The sequence below is a fragment of the Microcoleus sp. B3-D7 genome, from assembly GCF_036705305.1.
In the GTDB taxonomy this organism is placed as follows: domain Bacteria; phylum Cyanobacteriota; class Cyanobacteriia; order Cyanobacteriales; family Microcoleaceae; genus Microcoleus.
In genome coordinates, this window is sequence record NZ_JAUBUE010000003.1 from 1 (window position 1) to 22,543 (window position 22,543).

The window sequence follows — 22,543 nt, forward strand, 5'->3', positions numbered from 1 at the left end:
TCGCTTCTGTGATTTATTGCGTAAGCGTTGCTTGCCGAAGCCATCGCCTCCCTCTTGAAAAACTGTCCGGAGTATTGTTACCAGACTTTGCTGATTTTTTGTTTAATTCCCCTTAACTCGCCTTCATCTCTATCCGATTATTCTGCCTAATCGGAATCTCAATCACAAATTCTGAACCTCGATCTGGCTGCGAAAAACACTTCAAATCTCCGCCGTGCTTCTCCACCACAATCTGATAGCTGATGGATAATCCCAAGCCCGTGCCATCACCCAGAGGTTTAGTTGTAAAAAAAGGATTAAACAGCCGATTTATTACATCGTTTGTCATCCCCGGACCATTATCTTTAAAACTGATTCTTACCCAATCGCGATTCAGCAGAGAAGTAGCAATCGTAATCGTCCTAGGCTCGTTTTTAATTTGCTCAGGGCTGAGTTTTTTATCATAGTGATTCAAGGCATAAATGGCATTGCTTAGCAAATTCATAAATACCTGATTCAACTGACAGGCGTAACATTCTATTTGTGGCAAATCTCCGTATTTTTTAATAACTTGAATAGACGAAGAATTCGGCTTAGCCTTGAGCTGACTCTGCAAAATTACTAAAGAGCTATCGATTCCCTCATGAATATTAACGGGTTTCATCTCAGCTTCGTCTAGGCGCGAGAAGTTCCGCAACGTCACCACAATCTGACGGATACGTTCTGCCCCCAATTGCATCGAAGACAGCATTTTAGGCATATCCTCTTTGATAAATTCCAGCTCTATTTGCTCAATTAAAGCTTCGATTTCAGGGTATTTATCGGCATCGTGCTGCTGGTAAAGCGTGATTAAACTCAATAGCTGATGAGTGTAATCCGCGACATAAGTTAAGTTGCCATAGATGAAGTTAACGGGATTATTAATTTCGTGGGCAATACCTGCAATTAGTTGTCCTAAGCTCGACATTTTCTCAGTCTGAATAAGCTGAGACTGGGTGCGCTGTAAATTTTGCAGTGCCAGTTCTAGTTGGATGGCTTTTTCTCGCTCTCGCGCCTCCGATTGCCGCAATTTCTCCTCTCTTTCTTGGCGGGAGCGCTCGTTATCCTTTAGCTGTTGCACATGGCATAAAGTTTTGTTAATTGTAATTTCTAAATCCTGAAAATTTATTGGCTTAATCAAAAAGTCAAAGGCCCCGCCGTTCATTGCCTTTCTGATATTTCCCAAGTCGCCATAGGCAGATATAACTACTGTTTTGACCAGAGTAACTAGCTCGTTAAGTTTCGCGAGCAAAGCCATGCCATCCATGACTGGCATATTAATGTCTGTCAGTACAATATCTATATCCGGCTGCTCTCGCAACGTTGAAAGCGCTTCTACACCATTGTGTGCAAAAAAAACTTGGTATTCTCCTGTGCGGATCTTTTGTCTAAATTTCTGGCAAATTAAAGTTTCTAAATCTGGCTCGTCATCCACAAATAATATTTTAGCTGGCATCTTGAGAGCCATTTCGGTTGTAGGCGACATTTTTTGAACTCCTGGGGTTCATTAACTTATCCAACGAGTAATTTTTATCTACTTTACGTCCTATTATAGATTATTTCAGGAGTAATGAAAAGGCTGGTTTCTGCAATGGCAAACCGGATGGCTAGAATAGGCTCTGAGTTTGGTAAAAGTCGATGGATTAGCTAAGGTTGAGTGTCGTCCTCGTTTGTCTGATTGGAATTTCAATCCAGAACTCTGTTCCCTGCCCCACCTCTGAAAAACACTTCAATGCGCCCCCATGCTTCTCCTGTACAATTTGGTAGCTGATATAGAGACCCAAACCAGTACCCTCACCTACAGGCTTAGTAGTAAAAAATGGTTCAAAAATACGGTCTTTCACTTGGGCGGTCATTCCCGGCCCATTGTCCAGAATTTGAATGACGATACGGGATTTTTCCTCTAGCAGAAAAGTGCGAATAGTAATGGCCAGCGGGCAAGCGCGGATGTCCTCTAGTGACCGTTGTTTGTTGTACTCCTTCAAAGCATCAATCGCATTAGAAAGGATGTTGATAAACACCTGGTTTACTTCTGCAGCATAGCATTCGACTAAAGGCAGAGCGCTGTAGTCCTCGATTACTTGAATCTCTGGACGCGCTGCCCTTGTGTGAAGTCGATTGTGCAAAATCATCAGGCTGCTTTTTATCCCCTGGTGAATGTCAACAGGCTTTATGTGAGCTTCATCCAACCTTGAGAAGTTACGCAAAGACAAAACAATCTTCTGAATGCGGTCAACACCCCCTTTCATCGAAGCCAGAATTGCGGGTAAATCTGCTATCAGAAATTCCAAATCTATGGCTTCGATTTCAGTTTGAATCTCCGAACTGGGAGGAGTGTGCTGCTGCTGATAGAGATGCAGCAGGTGGAGTAGGTCTTGGATATAATCACTGACGTGGCTGATATTGCCGTAGATAAAGTTGACGGGGTTATTGATTTCATGGGCAATCCCCGCAACCACTTGACCCAAAGAAGACATTTTTGCAGTCTGAATCAGTTGAGCTTGGGTCTTTTTTAGGTCTTGCATACAGTTCTGTAAATGCTGAGCTTCTTCTCTAGCGCGAGCTTCTGACTCCCGCAAGCGCAGATTTTCTTTTAACTGTTGTACCTCGCGCAGGGTTTTGTTGAGGGTAATTTCTAAATCCTGAAAATCTATCGGCTTGGTTAGAAAGTCAAAAGCACCGAAGTTCATCGCATTTCTTATATTTTTCAGGTCGCCATAGGCTGATATAACTATTGTTTTGAAAGGGAGGTTTATCTGATTAAGTTTAGAGAGTAAAGTCAGGCCATCCATTTCAGGCATATTAAGGTCGGTCACTACTATATCTACATCCGGGTATTCTTTCAATTTTTCCAGCGCTTGTACGCCGTTATGGGCAAAAAAAAGCTGCCATTTTTCGGCGCGGATTTTTTTTCTAAATCTCTGGGACATTAGAGATTCTAAATCGGGTTCATCATCCACAAACATTATTTTTGCTGACATATTAATTTTTCAGTGACTCTTAAAACTTATAAAGACTTAGCGTTCCAGAAGAACCGAAGGAAAATGCAATCGAGCAATTTTAACTCGACTGAGATACTCCTTTCAATTACCAATTACTCATTACCAATTACTAAATATGTTTCCTTGTGAATTTACTCCAAGTTGAGTATTTTATTTTTTAGTGTATCAAAATTAACAGGCTTAGTAATATAGTCATCAGCTCCATAAGCCATTGCGGTTTGGTAATTTTTCTCATCTCCATAAGCCGTAATCATAAAAACTTTTAAATCGGGAAACTTTTCTTTGAGTATCCTGAGCAGTTCTAGCCCATTCATTCCTGGCATATTAATATCCGATAAAATCAATACAATAGACGCTTCATCCTGGTTTCCTAAGTAGTTCAAAGCTGCCTCTGCGGACAGACAAAAATGAAATTGAATTTGCCCTGCTTTGATTTCTTTCCTAAATTTCTGCTTGAACAGTGACTGGATATCTTCTTCGTCGTCTACAACCATTACTTTCATTTTTTGAACTCCTTAATTTCTGCTACTTTTTTGGGGCAATATGATTATAAACTCTGTGTATTTTCCTACTTCTGTTTCGACTTTTAGTTCTCCTCGGTGTTGCTGGACAATAACATCCTGACTGATAGAAAGACCTAAACCAGTACCTTCGGCTGGTGGTTTTGTAGTAAAAAAGGGATTGAAAATTTTATCGAGTACCTCGGGTTTTATACCTGGGCCATTATCGCGAATGCGGATTTCAATCGCCGCACCAAGATTTCGAGTTCTCACGTCAAGCACCGGGGAAAATTCTGCTCCCATTTGTTGTTTCTTTTTATAGGCTGCATAACAAGCATTGCTAATAATGTTAAGAAAAACCCTGCCGATGTCTTGTGGCACGACCTCTACTTCGCCAATGTCTTTGTCATAGTCGGTTTCTATGGTAATGTTAAAAGCAGCTTCCTTCGCTCGCATCCCGTGATAGGCTAGATTGATATATTCGGCTAATAAACTATTTATATCTGTAGCTTCCCAGTGGCCGCTTTGTCCTCTTGAATGCAACAGCATATTGCCAACAATTTTGTCGGCTCTTTGACCGTGTTGATTGATTTTTTTAAGATTAGCTGTGAGATCGGTTAATAGCTCGGCAATATCCTCACTGGTTTCAGGATCTAAACGTTCTGCTTGATTTTCAATTTTTTCAAACAGTTCTTCTGTTAATTCAGCAGAAAGTTCTGAGAAATTGTTGACAAAGTTTAAGGGGTTTCTGATTTCGTGGGCAATGCCTGCGGTTAAACTGCCCAGAGAAGCTAGTTTTTCTTGGACAACAATTTGATTTTGCATAGCTCTGAGATTTGCTTCTATCCGCTGGCGCTCTTCAATCTCATTTTGCAATTGCTGCACAGTATGGGTGAGTTCAGATGTACGCTCCTCGACTTTGATTTCTAGTTCCTCATTAGCTTTTTGCAGTGCTTCTTGGGCTTGCTTGCGATCGGTGATATCGCGCAGAATCACCACATATTCTTGCATACCTTGATTTGAAAGCGAAGCATTTTGAGAAAATCGGTCAGAGATGGCAACTTCCAGGATACGCGAGTCGCGATCGGGCAGGTTAAGACTTTGTTCGCTGCGGCTGGGCCACAGTTCTGGCTCAAAAGCTAATCCGGGCAGTAGTTTGTTCAGGAGATGCCCTAGGAGCCCAGTAGTGTCGATTCCGAAAACGCTTTCAGCAGCGGGATTAGTCTGACGAATCACTCCGCTTTCATCCAGCACCACGATCGCATCTAGGGCAATGGTAAAGAGTTGTTCTGCTCCCTCTCGTGCTTCATTCATGGAGACGACTTGGGGTAAGCTCGTCCAGCAGGCAACTGCCACTCCGACAAAGCCTATGGTCATCACCAGAACAATCAAAAGATTATTGGCAGCATCACCTGGAAATCCGTCTAACGTGGCTCTAATCACCCAGGCGATCGCGGCAGTGCTACAGATCAGAAAGATCAGGATGCCTACCTGAAGCGCTACAAAATCCTTGGTTATCCTGTAGGACTGCCCCCGATAAAGCTTAATCCACCACGCAGGATGGAAGGGGGGAAATGCAATGCGACGTATCGCAGCATCCACTGCCAAAATAGCGATCGGCAAAAGCAGTCCGATCAGCAGGTCTTGCCAGTTCCAAGCCAAGCCTCCAACAATCAGGACAACTGTTTCCACCAGGAAAAAGCCTCCAGACCACCAAGGCCATAGCACTCCTGGCCTATCCCGACCCACCCATAGCCCCAAATGGGCTATTGTAAAGGCGCTCAGCCCACCACTTGTGCCCACCATTACTAAACGCCCTATATCTCCCCAAGCTAGACAGATGAGACTGAGCAAGAACGTCAGCAACAGGGCTGGGCCGAGCACGCCCCGTGGGGAGACAACACCGAATACTGGCGATATGTGCCCGTCCAAGGCAAGTTGGTACAAAACGCGGGGAGTATTGGAAACCGCTGTGGCGGAACTTAGGAGGCAGCCCGCGACGATCAAAAGCGTCACCATAAATGAGGCCCACGGCCCCCAGAAGAGTTTAGCTGCGGATAATAGGTTTAAGAAGGTGTCGTCTTTTAATCCCGGTTCTGTTGCCAAGCGCATCAGTACCCAGGAACCGGCTAGATAGGGAATAGGAATCAGCCAAGCCACAAAGCTCAGAAACCGCAAAGTCTCCCCCGGTCGTTGGCTATCAGCGACAAATGACGCAGCAGTTTCACAGCCGTAAGTAGCGTAGACGGCGAAAAAAGACCATTTTGCCCATTCAACCCAGGAAAAGCTAGGCCAACTGTCGGGAAAAAAGCCGGGGCTAGCTGGCGATAGTAATAACCAGCCCATGCCTTGAGTGCAAAAAACTAAGAGGAATCCCACAGCGGGTAGAACGAAACATAAATGCAGGATACTCAAGGCGCGGGTGCCACTAAACGCCACAATAAAAGCGAGTACCGTAAAGCCAATTTGGAGGAGTATCTCAGGACATGAAATCCCTAATGGTTTCAGGTTGGCTTGGATCAGGGCTGTGATGACCAGGGCGTTGATCGTTGGCACCGATAACCAACTAAAAAAGTATCCAAGCGCCCCATACCTACCCAACCAGGGATAATTGTTCAGCAGCCGCGCCGTATAGTTGGGCGTTCCCCCTGCCATCTCTGGCCACTTCCTGCCCAAGCTTTGCATCTGAAAGTTCAACAGCATCCCCACAATTGTTGCTGGTATCCAGACGAAGATAGCTTGAGGCCCAAGAGCGGCGTGTATGGCCGGTGCAGCGCTAATCCATAGCAGAGGACCCGTAAGGCCAAACCCCCAAGTTTCCAGTGTCGTTAGGGTTGGCTGGAGGCGCATGGGCGATCGCCTATTAAGATTTTCTATTGGGGAAGGCTGAGTTGGTTCTGAATGGTAGCCGTTTGCTGGCTGGTGTGGGATGTCTGTCGCCATCAATTTTACCTAATTACATTTTATTTCTGACTTCTGAATTAAGCTAATTTCGCGTTTTTTAGCCATATTGAATTTGCCCTGCTTTGATTTCTTTCCTAAGTTTCAGCTTGAACAGTGACTGAATATCTTCCTCGTCGTCTACAACCATTACTTTCATTTTTTGAACTCCTTAATTTCTGCTACTTTTTTTGGGCAATGTGATTATAAACTCTGTGTATTTTCCTACTTCTGTTTCGACTTTGAGTTCTCCGCGATGTTGCTGGACAATAACATCCTGACTGATAGACAGACCTAGACCAGTACCTTCTGCTGGTGGTTTTGTAGTAAAAAACGGATTAAAAATTTTATCGAGTACCTCGGGTTTTATACCTGGGCCATTATCGCGAATGCGGATTTCAATCGCGTCACCAAGATTTCGAGTTCTCACGTCAAGCAGCGGTGAAAATTCTTGTCCGATTTCTTGCTGCTTTTTATAGGCTGCATAACAAGCATTGCTAATAATGTTAAGAAAAACCCTGCCGATGTCTTGTGGCACGACCTCTACTTCGCCAATGTCTTTGTCATAGTCGGTTTCTATGGTAATGTTAAAAGCAGCTTCCTTCGCTCGCATCCCGTGATAGGCTAGATTGATATATTCGGCTAATAAACTATTTATATCTGTAGCTTCCCAGTGGCCGCTTTGTCCGCGAGAATGCAACAGCATATTGCCAACGATTTTGTCGGCTCTTTGACCGTGTTGATTGATTTTTTTAAGATTAGCTGTGAGATCGGTTAATAGCTCGGAAATATCCTCACTGGTTTCGGGATCTAAACGTTCTGCTTGATTTTCAATTTTTTCAAACAGTTCTTCTGTTAATTCAGCAGAAAGTTCTGAGAAATTGTTGACAAAGTTTAAGGGGTTTCTGATTTCGTGGGCAATGCCTGCGGTTAAACTGCCCAGAGAAGCTAGTTTTTCTTGCACGACAATTTGATTTTGCATAGCTCTGAGATTTGCTTCTATCCGCTGGCGCTCTTCAATCTCATTCTGCAATTGCTGCACAGTATGGGTGAGTTCAGATGTACGCTCCTCGACTTTGATTTCTAGTTCCTCATTAGCTTTTTGTAGGGATTCTTGGGCTTGCTTGCGATCGGTGATATCGCGCACGATCGCCACATATTCTTGGAGATCCTGATTGGAAAGAGAAGCTTGTTTAGAGAATCGGTTTGAGATGGCAACTTCGAGGATGCGCGAGTTTCCATCGGGTAAGTTGAGGGTTTGTTCGCTGCGACTGAGCCACTGCTCTGGCTGAGCCGCTAATCCAGGTAGTAATTTGTTCAGGTAAGACCCAATTAGCCTTGTAATATCTATTCCGAAGACGCTTTCAGCAGCGGGATTAGTCTGACGAATTACACCTTTTTCATCCAGCACTACAATAGCATCTAGGGCAATGGTAAAAAGCTGTTCTGCTCCCTCTCGTGCCTCGTCCATTAAGACAACCTGGGATATGCTCGTCCAACAGGCAACGGCTACCCCGACAAAGGTGATACTCAAGACTAGCACTACCAAAAGATTAGAGGCAAGACTTGAGTTAGGCTCTAAGGGGATACCAAACAACCAGCCGACCGTAACGGCGCTACAAATCAGTAAAATCGCGACTACAACCTGAAACGCCACAAAATCTGGTATCAAGCTCTTGCGATCTTGCCGATAACACTGAATCCACCATTCTGGATGAAACGGTGCAAAGGGAATGCGACGGATAGCCGCATCCACTACGAAAATAACCACAGGAAACAGCAACCCAATCAGCACATCTTCCCGACTCCAAGCTAAGCCTCCAACCAGCAACACCACACCATCCAAAATCAAGAAGCCTAATGCCCACCAAGGCCATCGCACTTCTGGAGATCCTCGCCGCAGCCAGAGTCCGAGATAGAGTGACATCAACATTACGATGAAGGCAACACAACCAATCACCAATAGCCGAGTTATATCTATCCAAAATAAACCGATCAAATTAATTAAAACGCAAAATATCAAGCCCGGTTGCAGAACACCTCGGCGGGAAACGATCGCAAAAACGGGTGCAACATATCCATCTAGAGCGAGTTGGTACAAAATTCGGGGAGAGTTAGAAACCGCCGTGGCGCAAGCTAGAAAACAGCTTGAAGCCAGCAACAGTGTCACGATTAAGGAAGCTGACGGGCCCCAAAATGGGACGGCGGCTGCTGATAAATTCTTAAACGAGTCTTCCCCCAGTCCTTCAGCGGTGGCTAAGCGCATTAGTACCCAAGAGTTGGCTAGAAATATGGGCACAATTAGCGCCGCAGCTAAGTTCAGAAACCGCAAAGTTTCACTGGGACGACGGCTGTCGGCGACAAAGGAAGAAGCTGTTTCGCAGGCGCAAGTCGCGTAGATCGCGAAGCACGACCACTTAGCCCAGTCCACAAAGGTTAAGGTTGGCCAACTGCTGGGGAAAAGTCCGGGACTCTCTGGAGATAAAGCTAACCATCCCATCCCTTGAATGCCAAACACCAGTAGAAATCCAATTGCTGGGAACACGAAAAATGCGTGCAGTATTCCTAGAGCGCGAGTGCCGCTAAATGCCACAATATAAGCGATCAGTGTGAATCCAACTATGAGAATTGTTCTGGGACACTGAATGCCCAAGGGTTCCAGGTTAGCTTGGATGAGGTCTGTGATGACGATCGCATTCACTGATGGATATACTACCCAACTCAGGAAGTAAGCGAACGCCGCATAGCGACCCAGAGAGGGATAGTTCCTCAGTAGCCTGGTGATATAGTTGGGTGTTCCCCCGGACATTTCTGGCCAATGTTCCCCTAAGCGTTTCACTTGCAGGTTCAGCATTACCCCCAACAGCACCGCGGGCAGCCAGACGAAAATTGCATTTGGGCCCAGAGCGGCGTACATTGGTGGTGCAATTGTTACCCATGCGATATGACCGCTCAGGCCAAAGCCCCAGGTTTCAATAGAACTCAGGCTTCTCTGGAGGCGCATGGGCGATCGCCTACTAAAATTTTCTGTTGGGGAAGGCTGAGTTGGTTCTGAATGGTAGCCGTTTTCCGGCTGGTGTCGGATGTCTGTCGCCATCAATTTTACCTATATATTTTTTGGATATTGCAGTCGCTACCCGATGTTCAGGTTTATATATCTAAACTTGTTTCTGTTAATAATGGTTGCTAGCCTTAAATTTTGGCTAAGCTGCCTTTCCCAGTCAATCATGAAAATCTATCTCAATCCATCTTCAATATTATCTTATTACATTTTATTTCTAACTTCTGAGTGTTGCTAATTTTGTGTTTTTTTAGCCATGCGGTTGATGGCTTCGCCTAACCCGTTGGGTATTTAGGGACTTCAGGCATTACAGAGAAATTGGGCAGGATTTACGCAACTGTCACACCTTTGTGTGCCAGCACCAAAAAATTAGACAATAAATATCGGAACTTCGGCAAGTTTTAGTTGCTCAATTAAATAATTTGATAGCAGCCGTGTTTAATTTGATATATTGTTTGACGAGTTTTATCGGCTAAAATTTTGAGCGCCTACCCCACGCAAGTTCATGGCAAGCAATATGATTTCTGGGAATTCTAGCTTGACGGCACTGGCAATATTCTCTCCCCTTAGTGGCTTGATTTCCCTAGGAAATTGCTCAATTTTCCAAGGAATAGCACACACATGAGTGTACGTTATTCGTGCTGGATTGAGTTTGGTTGTTAGTCGCGACTGTCCACTTGTCAGTGCCCCAGACTGCTTAAAGTGATTGGTGAGGCGGTGATCACGCCCTCGCCATGTGCCAATTGCGTAACTCCTGTAGTTAATTAGTAGAGTGGGCCTCGGCGCACCTTACTACTACAGATAGTGTCAAAATAGAAGGAATGCAGCGTAAGTCTTGTTCTTCCCTCTTGCTTCTTCGTTCTGACTTCAGAACTTACGCAAAAAATAAATGGTTCAATCCGCTATTGGTACAGACTCTGTGGGCTGAGGCGCACCCTAAAGATAGAGTTTGTGCGTGCAGGAGTGTTCCCTCTTGCTTCTTTATTCTTCCTTCTCAATAAAAAATCCCGGTTTCTTCAAGAAACCGGGGTTTTTCCTACCAACTAAGAGAGGAGTCAAAAGTTCACAGGTAGCGGTTGCCGGAATTCTGCATTTCTCGCACAACCCTCTAAACCAAACTACGGCAAATTCTAGTTGCAGCTTCTTTAAAGCTGTCTCATTTCCTCTTCAAGCACCCGAACCAAATCTTGGTTCCCACTGGATCTCGCTACTTCTATGCGGTGCATCAGTTGCTTGTGAATGTTAGCGCGGTGGGTTTCTGCTACTTTTTTTACGTTTTGACGATTTGTGTTCATGGTGGACGTTCCTTATATTAAATTTGGTGTACCTGCTACTTCTCTAATATAGCGCTAAATTTCAAAAAGTATCTAAATTTACAAAAAATTTACAGTTGTTGACCGATCGACCAAACTCCTGTATAAGATTGGCCATAAGTCAATAGCGATATCTTGACAATAAAAAAAAAGGCAGAACGCTAGAGCTGCAGAAGGCAGAAAGCTAGAGCTGCAGAAGCCTAGAGCTGCAGAAGGCAGAAGTAGAAATTCTCCCCATCTCACAACATTTACTCAAAGGGTAAGGTACTTATGACGTACCCAACATTTACTCAAAACTCAAAACTTCCTCCAGCGCCTCTACCAACTGCTGAAGGTGTGCGAGCTCGTGAGTTGCCATCAGCGAAATCCGAATTCGACTGACGCTTACAGTCGGAGGCCTAATCGCCGGAGCAAAAATACCCATCTCCTTGAGTTTGCTGCCGACTGTTAAAGCGGAGGCTGCATCTTTTAACGGAAGACTGAAAATAGGGGAGAGGGAATTACTAATTGGTAATTGGTGATTGGTAATCGCGCAATATTTGAAAGTTTCGATATTTTTTCGCAACCGAACTCGGCGTTCTGGTTCTTGCTGTACAATCCTCACAGCTTCCAAAGCAGCCGCCGCGTCAGCAGGCGTCAATGCTGTAGTATAAATCCAACTCGGAGCTCGATTACGCAGAAAATCAATTAAAGCAGCAGATCCCGCAACGTAACCACCTAAACTTCCCAAAGCTTTGCTGAGTGTGCCCACTTGAATCAGCGGTGTTCCCGTACACCCGAAATGTTCTGCACAACCGGCACCGCTAGCACCGAAAACTCCTGTAGCATGAGCTTCATCTACTAATACCATGCAGTTAAAGGTTACGGCCACAGCCAACAACTGCGGTAGCGGACACAAGTCCCCATCCATGCTAAAGACGCTATCGGTAATAATTAAACACTTGCGGTATCTTGCGCGATTTTTCTCTAACTTTGCCGTTAAATCCTCAAGATTGCAGTGAGTGTACTCTAGGGCAGTTGCACCACTGAGTATAGCTCCGTTTTTCAGGCTCGAATGGTTGTACTTGTCATATAATATCAAATCGCGCTTGCCTACAACGGATGCGATCGCCCCTAGATTCGCCAAATATCCCGAACTGAATACTAAAGCATCTTCAGTTTGTTTTAAATTAGCAATAGCTTGTTCTAGCTGTCGGTGTAAATCGCGGTGTCCGCTAACCAACCTTGAACCCGTCGCACCCGTACCAAATTCCTTAGTTGCAGCCATAGCAGCTTGAATTAACCTGTCATGGCCCGCAAGCCCCAGATAATCGTTGCTGGCAAAGTTAATCAGCCGACGGCCTGCTAATTTTACCACCGGCCCAGGGGAACTTTCGATCGATTCTGGCGATCGATACCAATCGGCACGGCGAACTGTGTCCAGGGCCTTCTCTATCCAAGCGTAAGGGTCTGCGTTCATATTGGAAAGCGATCGGGTAATACGTTATATTAGCTGGTGATCAGTTCCTCCCTATCACAGAAGCATATGCCACTCACTAAAAAATACAGATTAGTCACCCGCAGCGATTTTGACGGTCTTGTCTGTGCCGTTTTGCTCAAAGAACTCGATATGATCGACGAGATTAAATTCGTGCATCCTAAAGATATGCAGGATGGGAAAATCGAAATAACAAATAACGATATTAGCACCAATTTACCCTATGTTGATGGAGTTCATCTAGCTTTCGATCACCATTTCAGCGAAACTCTTAGACACGAGAAAATCAAAATTAACCACATCATCGATCCCTATGCAGCTTCGGCAGCTAGGGTACTGTACAAATATTATGGAGGCCAAGCAAAGTTTCCTGATATTTCTGAGGCGATGATGGCGGCAGTTGACAAATCAGATTCCGCTCAATTTGCCAAAGAAGAGGTTCTGCACCCGCAAGAATGGGTGCTGTTAAACTTCATAATGGACGCCCGAACGGGGTTGGGAAGGTTTAAAGAATTTACCGTTTCCAATTATCAGTTAATGATGCAGTTAATCGATTACTGCAAAAATCATACTATCGATGAAATATTGCAGCTTCCTGATGTAAAAGAAAGAGTAGACCTCTACTTCGAGCAAGAAGAAAAATTTAAAGAGCAAATACAGCGATGCGCCAAAGTTTATAATAATTTAGTTGTTTTGGATTTGCGTAACGAAGAGGTGATTTATGCGGGGAATCGTTTTGTAATTTATGCTTTATTTCCTCAGTGCAATATATCAATTCACGTACTTTGGGGACTGAAACAACAAAATACTGTTCTCGCAGTTGGCAAGTCAATCTTTAACAAAACTTCTCAAACTAATATTGGGGAGTTAATGTTAAGATATGGAGGCGGTGGGCACCAAAATGCCGGAACTTGTCAGATTGAGAACGACAAAGCTAGTCAAGTTTTGAAAGAGTTAATTGCCCAGATAGAAGAAAATGGTTAAATTGGCTTTATCTTTTTTGCAGTCAGGACTTGAGTCTTTGATTATTTATTTTAATTTTCAGCACTAAAGTCCTTACTACAAAGGGGCATTTTTAGGACTGAAGTCCTTACTGCAAACGAGAGTTTAGTCCTCAAGGTTTTGAGCGGGCTGGTTCTGAACATTGAGATTTTCTGAACTGTTGCCTTTGACTGGTGGCAAATGGTCTACCAAACCCATATCAAAAGCGATATCCGGCAACTCATCAGCGTTATATTTTCCTGGCTCAAACAATCGCCCGGGAGTAAAACAAGGCTGTTTCAATCGTACCACTTCCCCGGGTGAAAACATTCCCCTAAACATTTTGCGTTCGAGTCCCATAATTTCTGCTCCTAAAACAACTTTCGCATTAATCTTAACAATTTTTGAGCGGCAGCTTCCCAATTAAATAAATCTGCCGTCTCTCTAGCTTTTTGAGCTACGTGAAAACGCATCGGGTCTTCAACAATTTTTCGCAACTGTTCGCGAACAGACTGAACATTTGGTTCTGCCCAATGAGGAGCATTTCTGATTTCTAGATACTGAGTATCGTAACACTTTCCTACGGGAATTATATCGTAAGCAATGGGATAGCAGTTATGAGGATTGGCGTACTCAGTCGGGCCGCCGTACATAGTCATAGCAACGGGCAAACCTGCTGCAAAGGCATCCAAAATTTTAATCGCAAAACCCTCGCCGCGAAACGGAGCTAAAAAAGCATCGGCTGACAAGTATAAATCCGCTAGTTCTGCTTTATTATAAAATTTAGGGATTATCAGAATTTTGGCCTTTAACTTGCCGAGCTGCTTTTCGATATGGGCGAGATGTTTCACTATAACATCTGAATTTTTGCCTCCATCTTTGATTATTAACTCTATGTTAGAATCATACTTAAACTCTTCCCAAAAAGCTTGAATGGCGAGATCCGTTCCAAATCTATACAAATCAAAAGAATTGGTCATGTGCAGAATATGTTTTACATCTTTTTGGTTTTGTTGCGGTCGGGGCAAATAGAGTTGCGAGATTAAAGGATTGAAACCTAGAGGCATGACTGAGACGTTGGCCGCCGGACATCCAGCTTTTATTAAAACGTTTTTAGAATATTGACTGACGGCTAGTTTGTGGGATGAAGTGTTAACAGCATCGTAAATCCAGTAATCATAATCATCATTGTTTTTGGCGAATTCGTAATTGATAGCAAAAAGTTCTAAGTTTAGATGTCCGTTGAGTTCTTTGAAAAAATAAGGTTTCCAATAATGAGACCATTTGATCTGAAATAAATCTGAGGGTGTGGTGTTCATCCACTTCTCTAGCAGGTCGTTTTCTTCTGCTGTGGAATGGCGGCTGAAATGAGAGGCTATTGTTGAAGGTTCGACCGAAATAGGAATGCCCATTTGGTGTAAAGTTTTCGCCAGGGATAGGGTAATGTCGGTGAAGGAGTTAAAGTGTTGAAAGGCAACGTTAAAGTGAACCATATTTATTGGTTATTAGTGCAGGGTGATCGCATCTAATTTGGTATAAATTGTACTTGACAAATGACAGAAAATGCACCCGCCAGAGGCAGGGCTGCGGTGGAGACGCGATCGGCGACCAACAAACAGTTAAACTGGGAATCGACTCCCGGCAGGTATCCCTCACTGAGGCAGATGGAAAAAAACTGCCGTGAAATCTACCGGCAACGGAACATTGTTGAACGTGCTATCCACCGACTCAAGCAATGGAGTCCGATCGCTATTCGAGATGATAAGCTGGCTACCAATTATACAGCCCTGATTACGATCGCCTGCATTTGGTTGTGGTTATAGGTTGAAAACACGCCCTAGGCAAGAACACGTGATGGAGATAAATCAACTAGGTGGAACGCCAGCGAGCGTGCTTAGCTGGCTATCAGCATCACACTCAATTTTCATTCCTTAGTTTAGGAGCTGCACTTGAATTATGCTGTCAAATGTTTTAAAAATTTTCCTCACCATTCTACCTTAATTAAGATGCGATTCCGGTGTAACATCTTTGAGTAATTTTTTTTATTCTTTCTATTCTGGGGTAGTTCAAATTGGTCAAATATTCTAAAAAACTGGCATTTAATATATTCACCACAGGCAAGGAATCTGTTTGTTTTGGTTGGTGTTTAAAGTTTGAGTAAAACCTTTTGCCATTGATAGCACCCATAAACTACAATAACTACCTTGAAATTTATTCGCATTTAACTGTAGCATATTTTGGGTTCAAATTAAGATGCGTTTACCCTGGAGCAGAAAGCCAGGATTAGGCAGCAGTTAAATCTGTCTGCCTATCCTACTTGACTTTTGTAATATTTTCGTAAGTTGTCACCAATGGGAAGACCCTGGTAATGAGGATTTGGAGGCTCTGCCTCCAAATTGTTTTCTCCTTTTAATCGAGGAGGTACCTCCTCCAAAAGTCTGCCCAGGCAGAGCCTGGGGACGATTGAAATAGTCATTGGTTATGCGTTAATCGCTACTAACTAATCACTAATAACTAATAACTAATTAGCTCTTTTTTACAGCTTCTGGAACACTGCGAACATCGGCAGATACATCGACAGCAAAATCGAACCTACGATACCACCGACGACCACAATCATCAGAGGTTCTAGCATACTGGTAAGTCCTTTTACTGCTTCTTCCACTTCCGTTTCGTAGAAAGCGCCAACTTTCATCAGCATCTTGTCAAGTTCCCCTGTCTCCTCGCCAATTGCCATCATTTGGATGGCCAAAGACGGAAAAACAGCTTGTTCTTGCAAAGCAATACTGATCATGCCGCCGCTTTGAATTTCCTGTCGGGCATATTCGATCGCATTAGATATCGCCTGATTCCCCGCCACATCTCGCACAATTTCCAAAGAATTGAGAATCGGCACGCCCGATCGCGTCAGCGACCCAAATATCACGCAAAACCGAGCCACCGCAGATTTTTCGATCAAATCTCCAAAAATCGGCAACTTCATCGCAATCCTATCAATTTGTAGGCGACCTATTGGAGTTTTGTAGTACATATCGAAGGCAATTTTGAGCGCTATAATTACCCCAATAACTGTTATCTGTTGGATCGGAGGCCAAGCGGTACAAAATGCACTAATTGCCAACATAAACACCGTAAAAGCTGGCAAATCTGCACCAATATCCTTAAATATTTTAGCGAAAGTTGGTAGCAAGAATATGGTCATTGCGAAAAAAATCACGATCGCAATAAAGAACACAGTCTTCGGATAAGACATCGCCGAATTAATTTCAGCCTCCGTCTTGTGATTTTTTTCCATCATCACCGCCAGACGGTCTAGGGTTTCATCGAGAACCCCCCCGACTTCTCCCGCCGCCACCATACTGATAAACAGTTGGTCAAACACATCAGGAAACTTAGCCATCGCCTCTGCCAAGTTTATCCCTTCCTGCACGTCAGCATTCATGCTTCTGAGCGCTCGCTTCAGCTTAGCATTAGAACACTGCTCGTGCAGCACGGAAAGGCATCTCACGATCGCCACCCCTGCATTAAACATAGCCGCAAACTGACGAGCAAAAATAGCCATATCCTTAACACTAAGACTGGTAAGGTTATACTCGATTTGCTCCTGAATCTTACTGAAATCAAAGCCACCTTTCGGTTTTTCGCGGATAACGTTGGTAGCCACAGCTCACCTCTGAAAATTTATTAAAATTTATGACTCATCACTCATTAATTCAGTCGGCAGAATTCTGACTAATGACTGCTGACTGAATTAATGAGCTTTTACCGGGGCGCCACCAACAGGTGCCGGGCCGATCAAGCGTTCGAGTTCGTCAGCCTTAGAAGCCTTGCCCATTGCCGCTTCCCAAGTGACTTTACCGCTCTTGTAAAGTTCAGCGAGGGCCATTTCCATCGTCCTCATGCCTAATTTCGCTCCCATTTGGATTTGGGAGTAAATCATTGGAGTTTTGCCCTCCCGGATCAAGTTAGCCATAGCTGGAGTATTCACCATGATTTCCATAGCGCAGCAGCGGCCGCCCCCAACTTTCACTACCAAATTTTGGCTGCAAATTCCCACCAAAGAGTTAGACACCTGGGCGCGAACCTGGGGTTGTTGAATGGGCGGGAACACGTCCAAAATCCGATCGATCGTTGCACCCGCCGAATTAGTGTGCAGCGTTCCCATCACCATGTGACCCGTTTCTGCAGCCGAAATTGCCAGACCGATCGTTTCCAAGTCGCGCATTTCCCCCACCAGAATCACATCAGGATCTTCGCGCAAAGCTGCTCTGAGCGCATTAGCAAAGCTCTTAGTATCTTCGCCCTTTTGACGCTGGTGAAACAAACTCTTGATATTAGGGAACACATATTCGATCGGGTCTTCAACTGTTAGAATATGTTCCGCCCGCGTCCGGTTGATCAGATCCAACAAAGCCGCCATCGTCGTAGTTTTCCCGGAACCCGTTTGTCCCGTCACCAACAGCATACCCCTGGGTCTTTCGGTCAGATCCCGCAAAATCTGTGGCACGCCTAAAGCATCTGCGTTAGGAATCTTAGAAGCCAGAGCCCGCATACAAGCCGCCCAAGCACCCCGCTCCCGGTAGACATTGACGCGGAACCGAGCCAATCCCCGAACACCATAAGCGCAGTCGAGTTCCCACTCCATTTCCAACTGCTTGCGCTGCATATTGTTGAGCATTTGGAAAATTAGGATCTGCACTTCCTCAGCAGACAGAATGTCGCCGTATTGCGTCTGAGGAGTTAGTTTACCGCTGACTCGGAAGAATATAGGCGCGCCCGCTTGGATGTGTATGTCCGAACCCCCTTGCTCTACCAGGGACTCCAGTACGTCTTCAATCATCAGACCCATAGATACCTCTCCTCGATCAAATTGATAGTTATTGACCAATCTAGCTCAGTTAACAGTCAACAGTTAATAGTCAGCAGTTAACTGCTGAATCAATCCACAAAGCGTGGCGTCAAGCAGTACGGACAATCCAGCATCTCCGGCTTCAATTCCGCCCGACAACTTTTGCAGGTAAGTCCCTGCTTGCGTTTGGCTTTCAGTTCAGCCTCCAGGCCCGAGTCAGTAAACGTCACCCGCTCGACTTCTTCAAAAGTAGTCGCGCCTTCCCGCACTAACTGCAAGCTGTAAGCCAACAACGTTTTCATCCCTTCTTCTACTGCTGCTTCCTTAATTTGCTCTGTGGGAGCTCCTTGAGTGATCAGAGTTTGAAGCCGCTCAGTATTTTTCAGGAACTCGTAAACCCCTACCCGTCCTTTGTAACCTAGGCCGGCGCACTTGGTACAAAGTTGCTCGCGTTCTGCCAGTTCCTTCCTTTCCTCCACCGGTACAGTGTTGGCTTTGTAAACAGTTAGATCAATTTCTTGAGAAGCCGACAGACCGTACTTGCCGAGTTCTGCGGCAGTAGGCTGGTAAGGAATGCAGCATTTGTCGCAAACGCGCCGCATCAGACGCTGAGCCAACACGCCCAACAGAGCTGCCGAAACCATGAACGGTTCTACGCCCATTTCGGCCAAACGCGCGACCGCTCCGGCCGCGTCGTTGGTGTGCAGCGTCGTCAGCACCAAGTGTCCAGTCAAAGCAGCTTCCAGAGCCGTTTTGGCTGTTTCCTTGTCCCGCGTTTCCCCCACCAGCATCACGTCAGGGTCTTGCCGCAAAAATGCCCGCAGAATGTTGGAAAAAGTCAAGTCTTTTTCCCGAATTACTTGACATTGGGTAATTCCTGGCAAAGCATATTCGATCGGGTCTTCCGCCGTACTGATATTAACCCCCGGGTCGTTCCGTTCCGCCAGAATCGAGTAGAGAGTAGTTGACTTGCCCGAACCCGTCGGCCCCGTCACCAAAATCAGTCCGAACGGACGACTAGCACTCTCTCGGACTAAAGCCAGAGTTTCCTGGTCGGAGATTAGCAAACCTAAGCCCAACTGAGTGCTGGAACTGTCCAAAATCCGCAGCACGATTTTTTCGCCGTACCGGGAAGGCAAGCTGTTCACCCGGAAATCCACCGTGCGTCCCTCAAATACCCGGCGGATACGGCCGTCTTGAGCTTGTCGGCGTTCGGCAATATCCAGGTTGGCAATAATCTTGAAACGAGCGGTAATCGATGCGACTACCTGCTTGGGAAACCGGAAATACTCTTGCAGCACCCCGTCTTTCCGCATCCGAATCCGCATGAACTCTTCTTGAGGTTCTACGTGGATGTCAGACACCTTTTCCGACAGAGCTTTAGCCAAAATGATATTGACCGCCTTAATTACCGGAGCTGCCTCAGCATCGTCCAAGGTGTTAGCTAGGTCTTCTTGGTCGGAACTCTCCTCTTCTAGCGAGAGTTCGCCAAAATCTCCCTCCCCTAAATCCATCTTTCTCTGCTTTTCGGCTGCTGCCATTTTGGCTGCTACCTTAACTTGGTCCTCTTGATAGGCAGAAGTTATGTCCTGATAGTCGTCTGGCGTAATCACCCGTCGCTGCAAAGCCAAGCCGTGAGGCTGTAAAATCCGCCGCAAATCTTCTATGGCATTGAGGTTGTCGGGATCTACCATGGCTACTAAAACGGCTGCAGGCTCAGTTTCAGTCTTCGCTACGGGTAAAAACCGACCTTGGTGACAAATGTCGATCGAAATCTTCAACGCGTCGAGCATAACTCCGAGTTGCTCGTTAGACATTTCGCTCATCTCCGGGTCAAATGCTTCAACGCCGTAGACTATCTTCCGTTCAAACATCTGCTGCTTCTTGTAAAGTCGCAGCAATTCTGGGGGTAACGGCTGCCCGGTAAGTGCTTCTAATACCTCCGTCAAACGCTTGCCCGACTTCTGGCTTTCAATTTGAGCTTGCTTCACTTGCTCGCCGTTGACGTAACCCGACTGAATCATCTTGGTGATAGCCGGAGTAAATTGGCTCAGAGCAACTATCGATGTGGATCGAGGCGCGGATGTGCTAGTCATAAAAAACACTCAATAGGTGGGAAACTCAGTCACAAAGAGTGCTGAGAGGAAAACCAACGCGGGGTTTTAACCCCCGTATTCTTTGCTTATGGATCAGCTATCATGTTGTTGCTCAATCCCTATCTCTCAAGTGTAAACTCGCAGTCCCCTCTAAGCTTCGTCCACCAATTGACTAGACGTTGGAGGGATTTCCCGATGCTTGCAATCAAATCTTGTTCGTTGAGTGCTAAGTTGCTTACTTACCTGATTAACTTGCGGGATACTCTCGTTATAGCGTCAGGGCACATCACTTGGGGATTCCCCGTACCGGGAGAGAAAAGCGGGGCGGGGTGTGTCCCCTTCCCAGGCTAATTCTATTTTCCCAAATTGTTTGCTCAAATTACAGCGCCCGTGGTGGCGCGGTTAGCTGTACTAAATTAAAGATGAGCTATGTTCTGTGATGATAGCTTTTACGAAAGCCTCGATCGCCCTTTTGAAATATATTTTGATTAATTATCTGCGATCGGTCACTGCCCGATCGTCGGCTGCATGAGCCCCCAGGGCAAATTTTGAGCAACTCTAGTTTTGGGTCAGTAAATATTACTTTGATTCTACCATGGTGTCCGAACTTTTGTGACGTAAGGTTGACGGTTCAAAATCTTGGGAAGAGGCAAATTAGAAATCAATCGTATTTACAGATGAGCACCTCCGCCAGACCAGCTAATGTCTATCATTTGACTGGCCAAAAATCGAGACTTCAAGCGACTTCGGCGGTATCGAATCAGAAAAACCACAGCCCCAATTGGCATCAAGATTAACAACCTAGTATCTGAGCTACACAAGCACACACCTAACTACTTACTCACTCAATACAAATTGCTCTTTCTCCTGACTTGGGAAACTCAGCAAATGGTAAAAATGCCAGCGTCAGCTTGCAACTCAAACAGCCTGACCGATGATAACTTTAAGTTTCTCTCGTTTTAAGTAAACCTTGAAACATCAAGCCTCCTAATTGGAAAATATTGTAGTAGACTTAACCGCCAAATATACTTATAAAAATTGTTGTAAATGCGATCGCGTTAATGAAAAATGAGGAACCAACAAACGTTGGGTTTGCCCCATTACGGCCATATTATACGTAAATATCTAAACGGGCCTTTGAATATTTTATGGAAAGCTTTGAGCAATGTCTCCTGATCGGGCGAGACTTCCTCTTTTCACATTGTGCCATACCCAGTGAATTCGAGTCCTCTAGATTTACCGGGTTAACTGTATCTGCTAGAATTGATAGGGTTCTGTCGCGCAGCTTTTATGATTGACGAGGAAAAACAGCAAGATCAAGATCCTAACTCAACTGGGGAAACCACCCCAGAGGGTTCGCCAATGGCAAGCGAAAATCCGGCGGCATCAGGAAACTCGAACGAATCAGCGGATTGGGAACTCGAACTTGCTCGAGCTTATCAAAGTGCTCAGGGCGATCGCACCCCAGCAAACGCATCGGGGCCTACCGTCACCGGCAGTTCAACCAACAGTCCGACTGCAGACGCGGCGGAGCCTTGGAAGAAGGAACTGGCGCAGGCAAACGATGAAAAAGAGGCTTTAAAAACTCAGTTGCAAGCCGCATCCGCTCAACTAGAAGAACTGAAAAATCAAAATCTCCGCTTAGCAGCAGATTTTGAAAACTTCCGCAGGCGTACCCAAAAGGAAAAAGAAGAGCTAGATTTACAGGCAAGGTGTCTCACGATCAAACCCCTGTTGCCGGTAATTGACAATTTCGAGCGCGCTCGATCGCACATCAAGCCGCAAACCGATGGCGAAATGAACATTCACAAAAGCTACCAAAGCGTTTACAAGCAAATGGTAGACGGCCTCAAGCAAATCGGGGTTTCTCCGATGCGCCCCGAAGGTGAACAGTTTGACCCCAACCTCCACGAAGCTCTGCTGAGTGAGCCAACTGACGAACACGAGGAAGGAACAATTATCCAAGAACTAGAACGCGGCTACATTCTGGGCGATCGCGTCTTGCGGCACGCCAAAGTGAAAGTTGCAGCGGCTGGGCTATCTGTGGTAGCCTCAGATGAAAATCCCGATAGTTCAGAAGGTTAATCGGGATACAAGCTACTGCATTCCTCAAAGTCACTGACCCCCGAATAGAATTCGGGGGTTCCAAGGTGGCCGACTCACCAACTTCTTAATTAAAGATGACTAAAAGCAGGTCAGCGCTTGATCCAAAAATTCTGAAAAATGTTTTTACCAGTCTTTGATATTGCTTTAGGACATCAAGTTTATTTCCTACAAATCTAGTCTGGGAATGCTTGTTTAAACAA

15 protein-coding genes are annotated in these 22,543 nt (G+C 45.3%); 3 read left to right on the top strand and 12 right to left on the bottom strand.

What is annotated here, in order from left to right; genetic code table 11:
* Nucleotides 1–112: 112 nt before the first annotated feature.
* From QUB25_RS03165 to bioF, 7 genes are all read right to left on the bottom strand, one after another.
* Nucleotides 113–1,504, bottom strand: a complete 1,392-nt coding sequence (locus QUB25_RS03165; protein ID WP_333064412.1) for an ATP-binding protein — start codon at nucleotides 1,502–1,504, stop codon at nucleotides 113–115.
* A 157-nt stretch (nucleotides 1,505–1,661) separates the two neighbouring features.
* Nucleotides 1,662–2,999 (bottom strand): response regulator, encoded by a 1,338-nt coding sequence (locus QUB25_RS03170; protein ID WP_333064411.1) that lies wholly within the window; start codon nucleotides 2,997–2,999, stop codon nucleotides 1,662–1,664.
* Between the two features lie 152 nt (nucleotides 3,000–3,151).
* A complete protein-coding gene (locus QUB25_RS03175; RefSeq protein ID WP_333041608.1) occupies nucleotides 3,152–3,523 on the bottom strand; it encodes a response regulator in 372 nt (123 codons plus the stop codon).
* Between the two features lie 12 nt (nucleotides 3,524–3,535).
* Entirely contained in the window at nucleotides 3,536–6,463 is a 2,928-nt protein-coding gene (locus tag QUB25_RS03180; protein ID WP_333181981.1) for an ATP-binding protein, read from the bottom strand.
* A gap of 169 nt (nucleotides 6,464–6,632) precedes the next feature.
* The gene (locus QUB25_RS03185; protein ID WP_333181982.1) at nucleotides 6,633–9,557 is read right to left on the bottom strand and encodes an ATP-binding protein; all 2,925 of its coding nucleotides are present in this window, start codon (nucleotides 9,555–9,557) and stop codon (nucleotides 6,633–6,635) included.
* A gap of 1,109 nt (nucleotides 9,558–10,666) precedes the next feature.
* Nucleotides 10,667–10,816, bottom strand: a complete 150-nt coding sequence (gene pirA / locus QUB25_RS03195; RefSeq protein ID WP_172185012.1) for an arginine synthesis PII-interacting regulator PirA — start codon at nucleotides 10,814–10,816, stop codon at nucleotides 10,667–10,669.
* Between the two features lie 304 nt (nucleotides 10,817–11,120).
* Entirely contained in the window at nucleotides 11,121–12,293 is a 1,173-nt protein-coding gene (gene bioF, locus QUB25_RS03200) for an 8-amino-7-oxononanoate synthase (protein ID WP_333181983.1), read from the bottom strand.
* Nucleotides 12,294–12,359: 66 nt separating this feature from the next.
* Here bioF and QUB25_RS03205 point away from each other — a divergent pair, with 66 nt between their 5' ends.
* The gene (locus QUB25_RS03205) at nucleotides 12,360–13,295 is read left to right on the top strand and encodes an exopolyphosphatase (protein WP_333181984.1); all 936 of its coding nucleotides are present in this window, start codon (nucleotides 12,360–12,362) and stop codon (nucleotides 13,293–13,295) included.
* A gap of 123 nt (nucleotides 13,296–13,418) precedes the next feature.
* Here the strand turns inward: QUB25_RS03205 and QUB25_RS03210 are convergent, their stop codons facing one another.
* On the bottom strand, nucleotides 13,419–13,652 hold the full coding sequence (locus tag QUB25_RS03210; protein WP_333043063.1) for a hypothetical protein: 234 nt from the start codon (nucleotides 13,650–13,652) through the stop codon (nucleotides 13,419–13,421).
* A gap of 11 nt (nucleotides 13,653–13,663) precedes the next feature.
* A complete protein-coding gene (locus tag QUB25_RS03215) occupies nucleotides 13,664–14,785 on the bottom strand; it encodes a glycosyltransferase family 4 protein (RefSeq protein ID WP_333181985.1) in 1,122 nt (373 codons plus the stop codon).
* A gap of 60 nt (nucleotides 14,786–14,845) precedes the next feature.
* Between QUB25_RS03215 and QUB25_RS03220 the strand changes: the two genes are divergently transcribed.
* Nucleotides 14,846–15,115, top strand: a complete 270-nt coding sequence (locus tag QUB25_RS03220) for a hypothetical protein (RefSeq protein ID WP_333181986.1) — start codon at nucleotides 14,846–14,848, stop codon at nucleotides 15,113–15,115.
* A gap of 713 nt (nucleotides 15,116–15,828) precedes the next feature.
* On the opposite strand, the gene QUB25_RS03225 is transcribed toward QUB25_RS03220, so the two are convergent.
* From QUB25_RS03225 to QUB25_RS03235, 3 genes are all read right to left on the bottom strand, one after another.
* On the bottom strand, nucleotides 15,829–16,956 hold the full coding sequence (locus tag QUB25_RS03225; RefSeq protein WP_333181987.1) for a type II secretion system F family protein: 1,128 nt from the start codon (nucleotides 16,954–16,956) through the stop codon (nucleotides 15,829–15,831).
* A gap of 87 nt (nucleotides 16,957–17,043) precedes the next feature.
* The gene (locus QUB25_RS03230) at nucleotides 17,044–18,141 is read right to left on the bottom strand and encodes a type IV pilus twitching motility protein PilT (protein ID WP_333042216.1); all 1,098 of its coding nucleotides are present in this window, start codon (nucleotides 18,139–18,141) and stop codon (nucleotides 17,044–17,046) included.
* 89 nt (nucleotides 18,142–18,230) lie between these two features.
* A complete protein-coding gene (locus QUB25_RS03235) occupies nucleotides 18,231–20,237 on the bottom strand; it encodes a GspE/PulE family protein (protein ID WP_333181988.1) in 2,007 nt (668 codons plus the stop codon).
* A gap of 1,290 nt (nucleotides 20,238–21,527) precedes the next feature.
* Here QUB25_RS03235 and grpE point away from each other — a divergent pair.
* Nucleotides 21,528–22,322, top strand: coding sequence for a nucleotide exchange factor GrpE (gene grpE / locus QUB25_RS03240; RefSeq protein ID WP_333064231.1), 795 nt, complete (start codon nucleotides 21,528–21,530; stop codon nucleotides 22,320–22,322).
* Nucleotides 22,323–22,543 lie beyond the last annotated feature (221 nt).

Coding starts and splice junctions, on each gene's coding strand:
- QUB25_RS03165 (WP_333064412.1), bottom strand. CDS start 1,504: ATGTCGCCTACAACCGAAATGGCTCTCAAGATGCCAGCTAAAATATTA.
- QUB25_RS03170 (WP_333064411.1), bottom strand. CDS start 2,999: ATGTCAGCAAAAATAATGTTTGTGGATGATGAACCCGATTTAGAATCT.
- QUB25_RS03175 (WP_333041608.1), bottom strand. CDS start 3,523: ATGAAAGTAATGGTTGTAGACGACGAAGAAGATATCCAGTCACTGTTC.
- QUB25_RS03180 (WP_333181981.1), bottom strand. CDS start 6,463: ATGGCGACAGACATCCCACACCAGCCAGCAAACGGCTACCATTCAGAA.
- QUB25_RS03185 (WP_333181982.1), bottom strand. CDS start 9,557: ATGGCGACAGACATCCGACACCAGCCGGAAAACGGCTACCATTCAGAA.
- pirA (WP_172185012.1), bottom strand. CDS start 10,816: ATGAACACAAATCGTCAAAACGTAAAAAAAGTAGCAGAAACCCACCGC.
- bioF (WP_333181983.1), bottom strand. CDS start 12,293: ATGAACGCAGACCCTTACGCTTGGATAGAGAAGGCCCTGGACACAGTT.
- QUB25_RS03205 (WP_333181984.1), top strand. CDS start 12,360: ATGCCACTCACTAAAAAATACAGATTAGTCACCCGCAGCGATTTTGAC.
- QUB25_RS03210 (WP_333043063.1), bottom strand. CDS start 13,652: ATGGGACTCGAACGCAAAATGTTTAGGGGAATGTTTTCACCCGGGGAA.
- QUB25_RS03215 (WP_333181985.1), bottom strand. CDS start 14,785: ATGGTTCACTTTAACGTTGCCTTTCAACACTTTAACTCCTTCACCGAC.
- QUB25_RS03220 (WP_333181986.1), top strand. CDS start 14,846: ATGACAGAAAATGCACCCGCCAGAGGCAGGGCTGCGGTGGAGACGCGA.
- QUB25_RS03230 (WP_333042216.1), bottom strand. CDS start 18,141: ATGGGTCTGATGATTGAAGACGTACTGGAGTCCCTGGTAGAGCAAGGG.
- QUB25_RS03235 (WP_333181988.1), bottom strand. CDS start 20,237: ATGACTAGCACATCCGCGCCTCGATCCACATCGATAGTTGCTCTGAGC.
- grpE (WP_333064231.1), top strand. CDS start 21,528: ATGATTGACGAGGAAAAACAGCAAGATCAAGATCCTAACTCAACTGGG.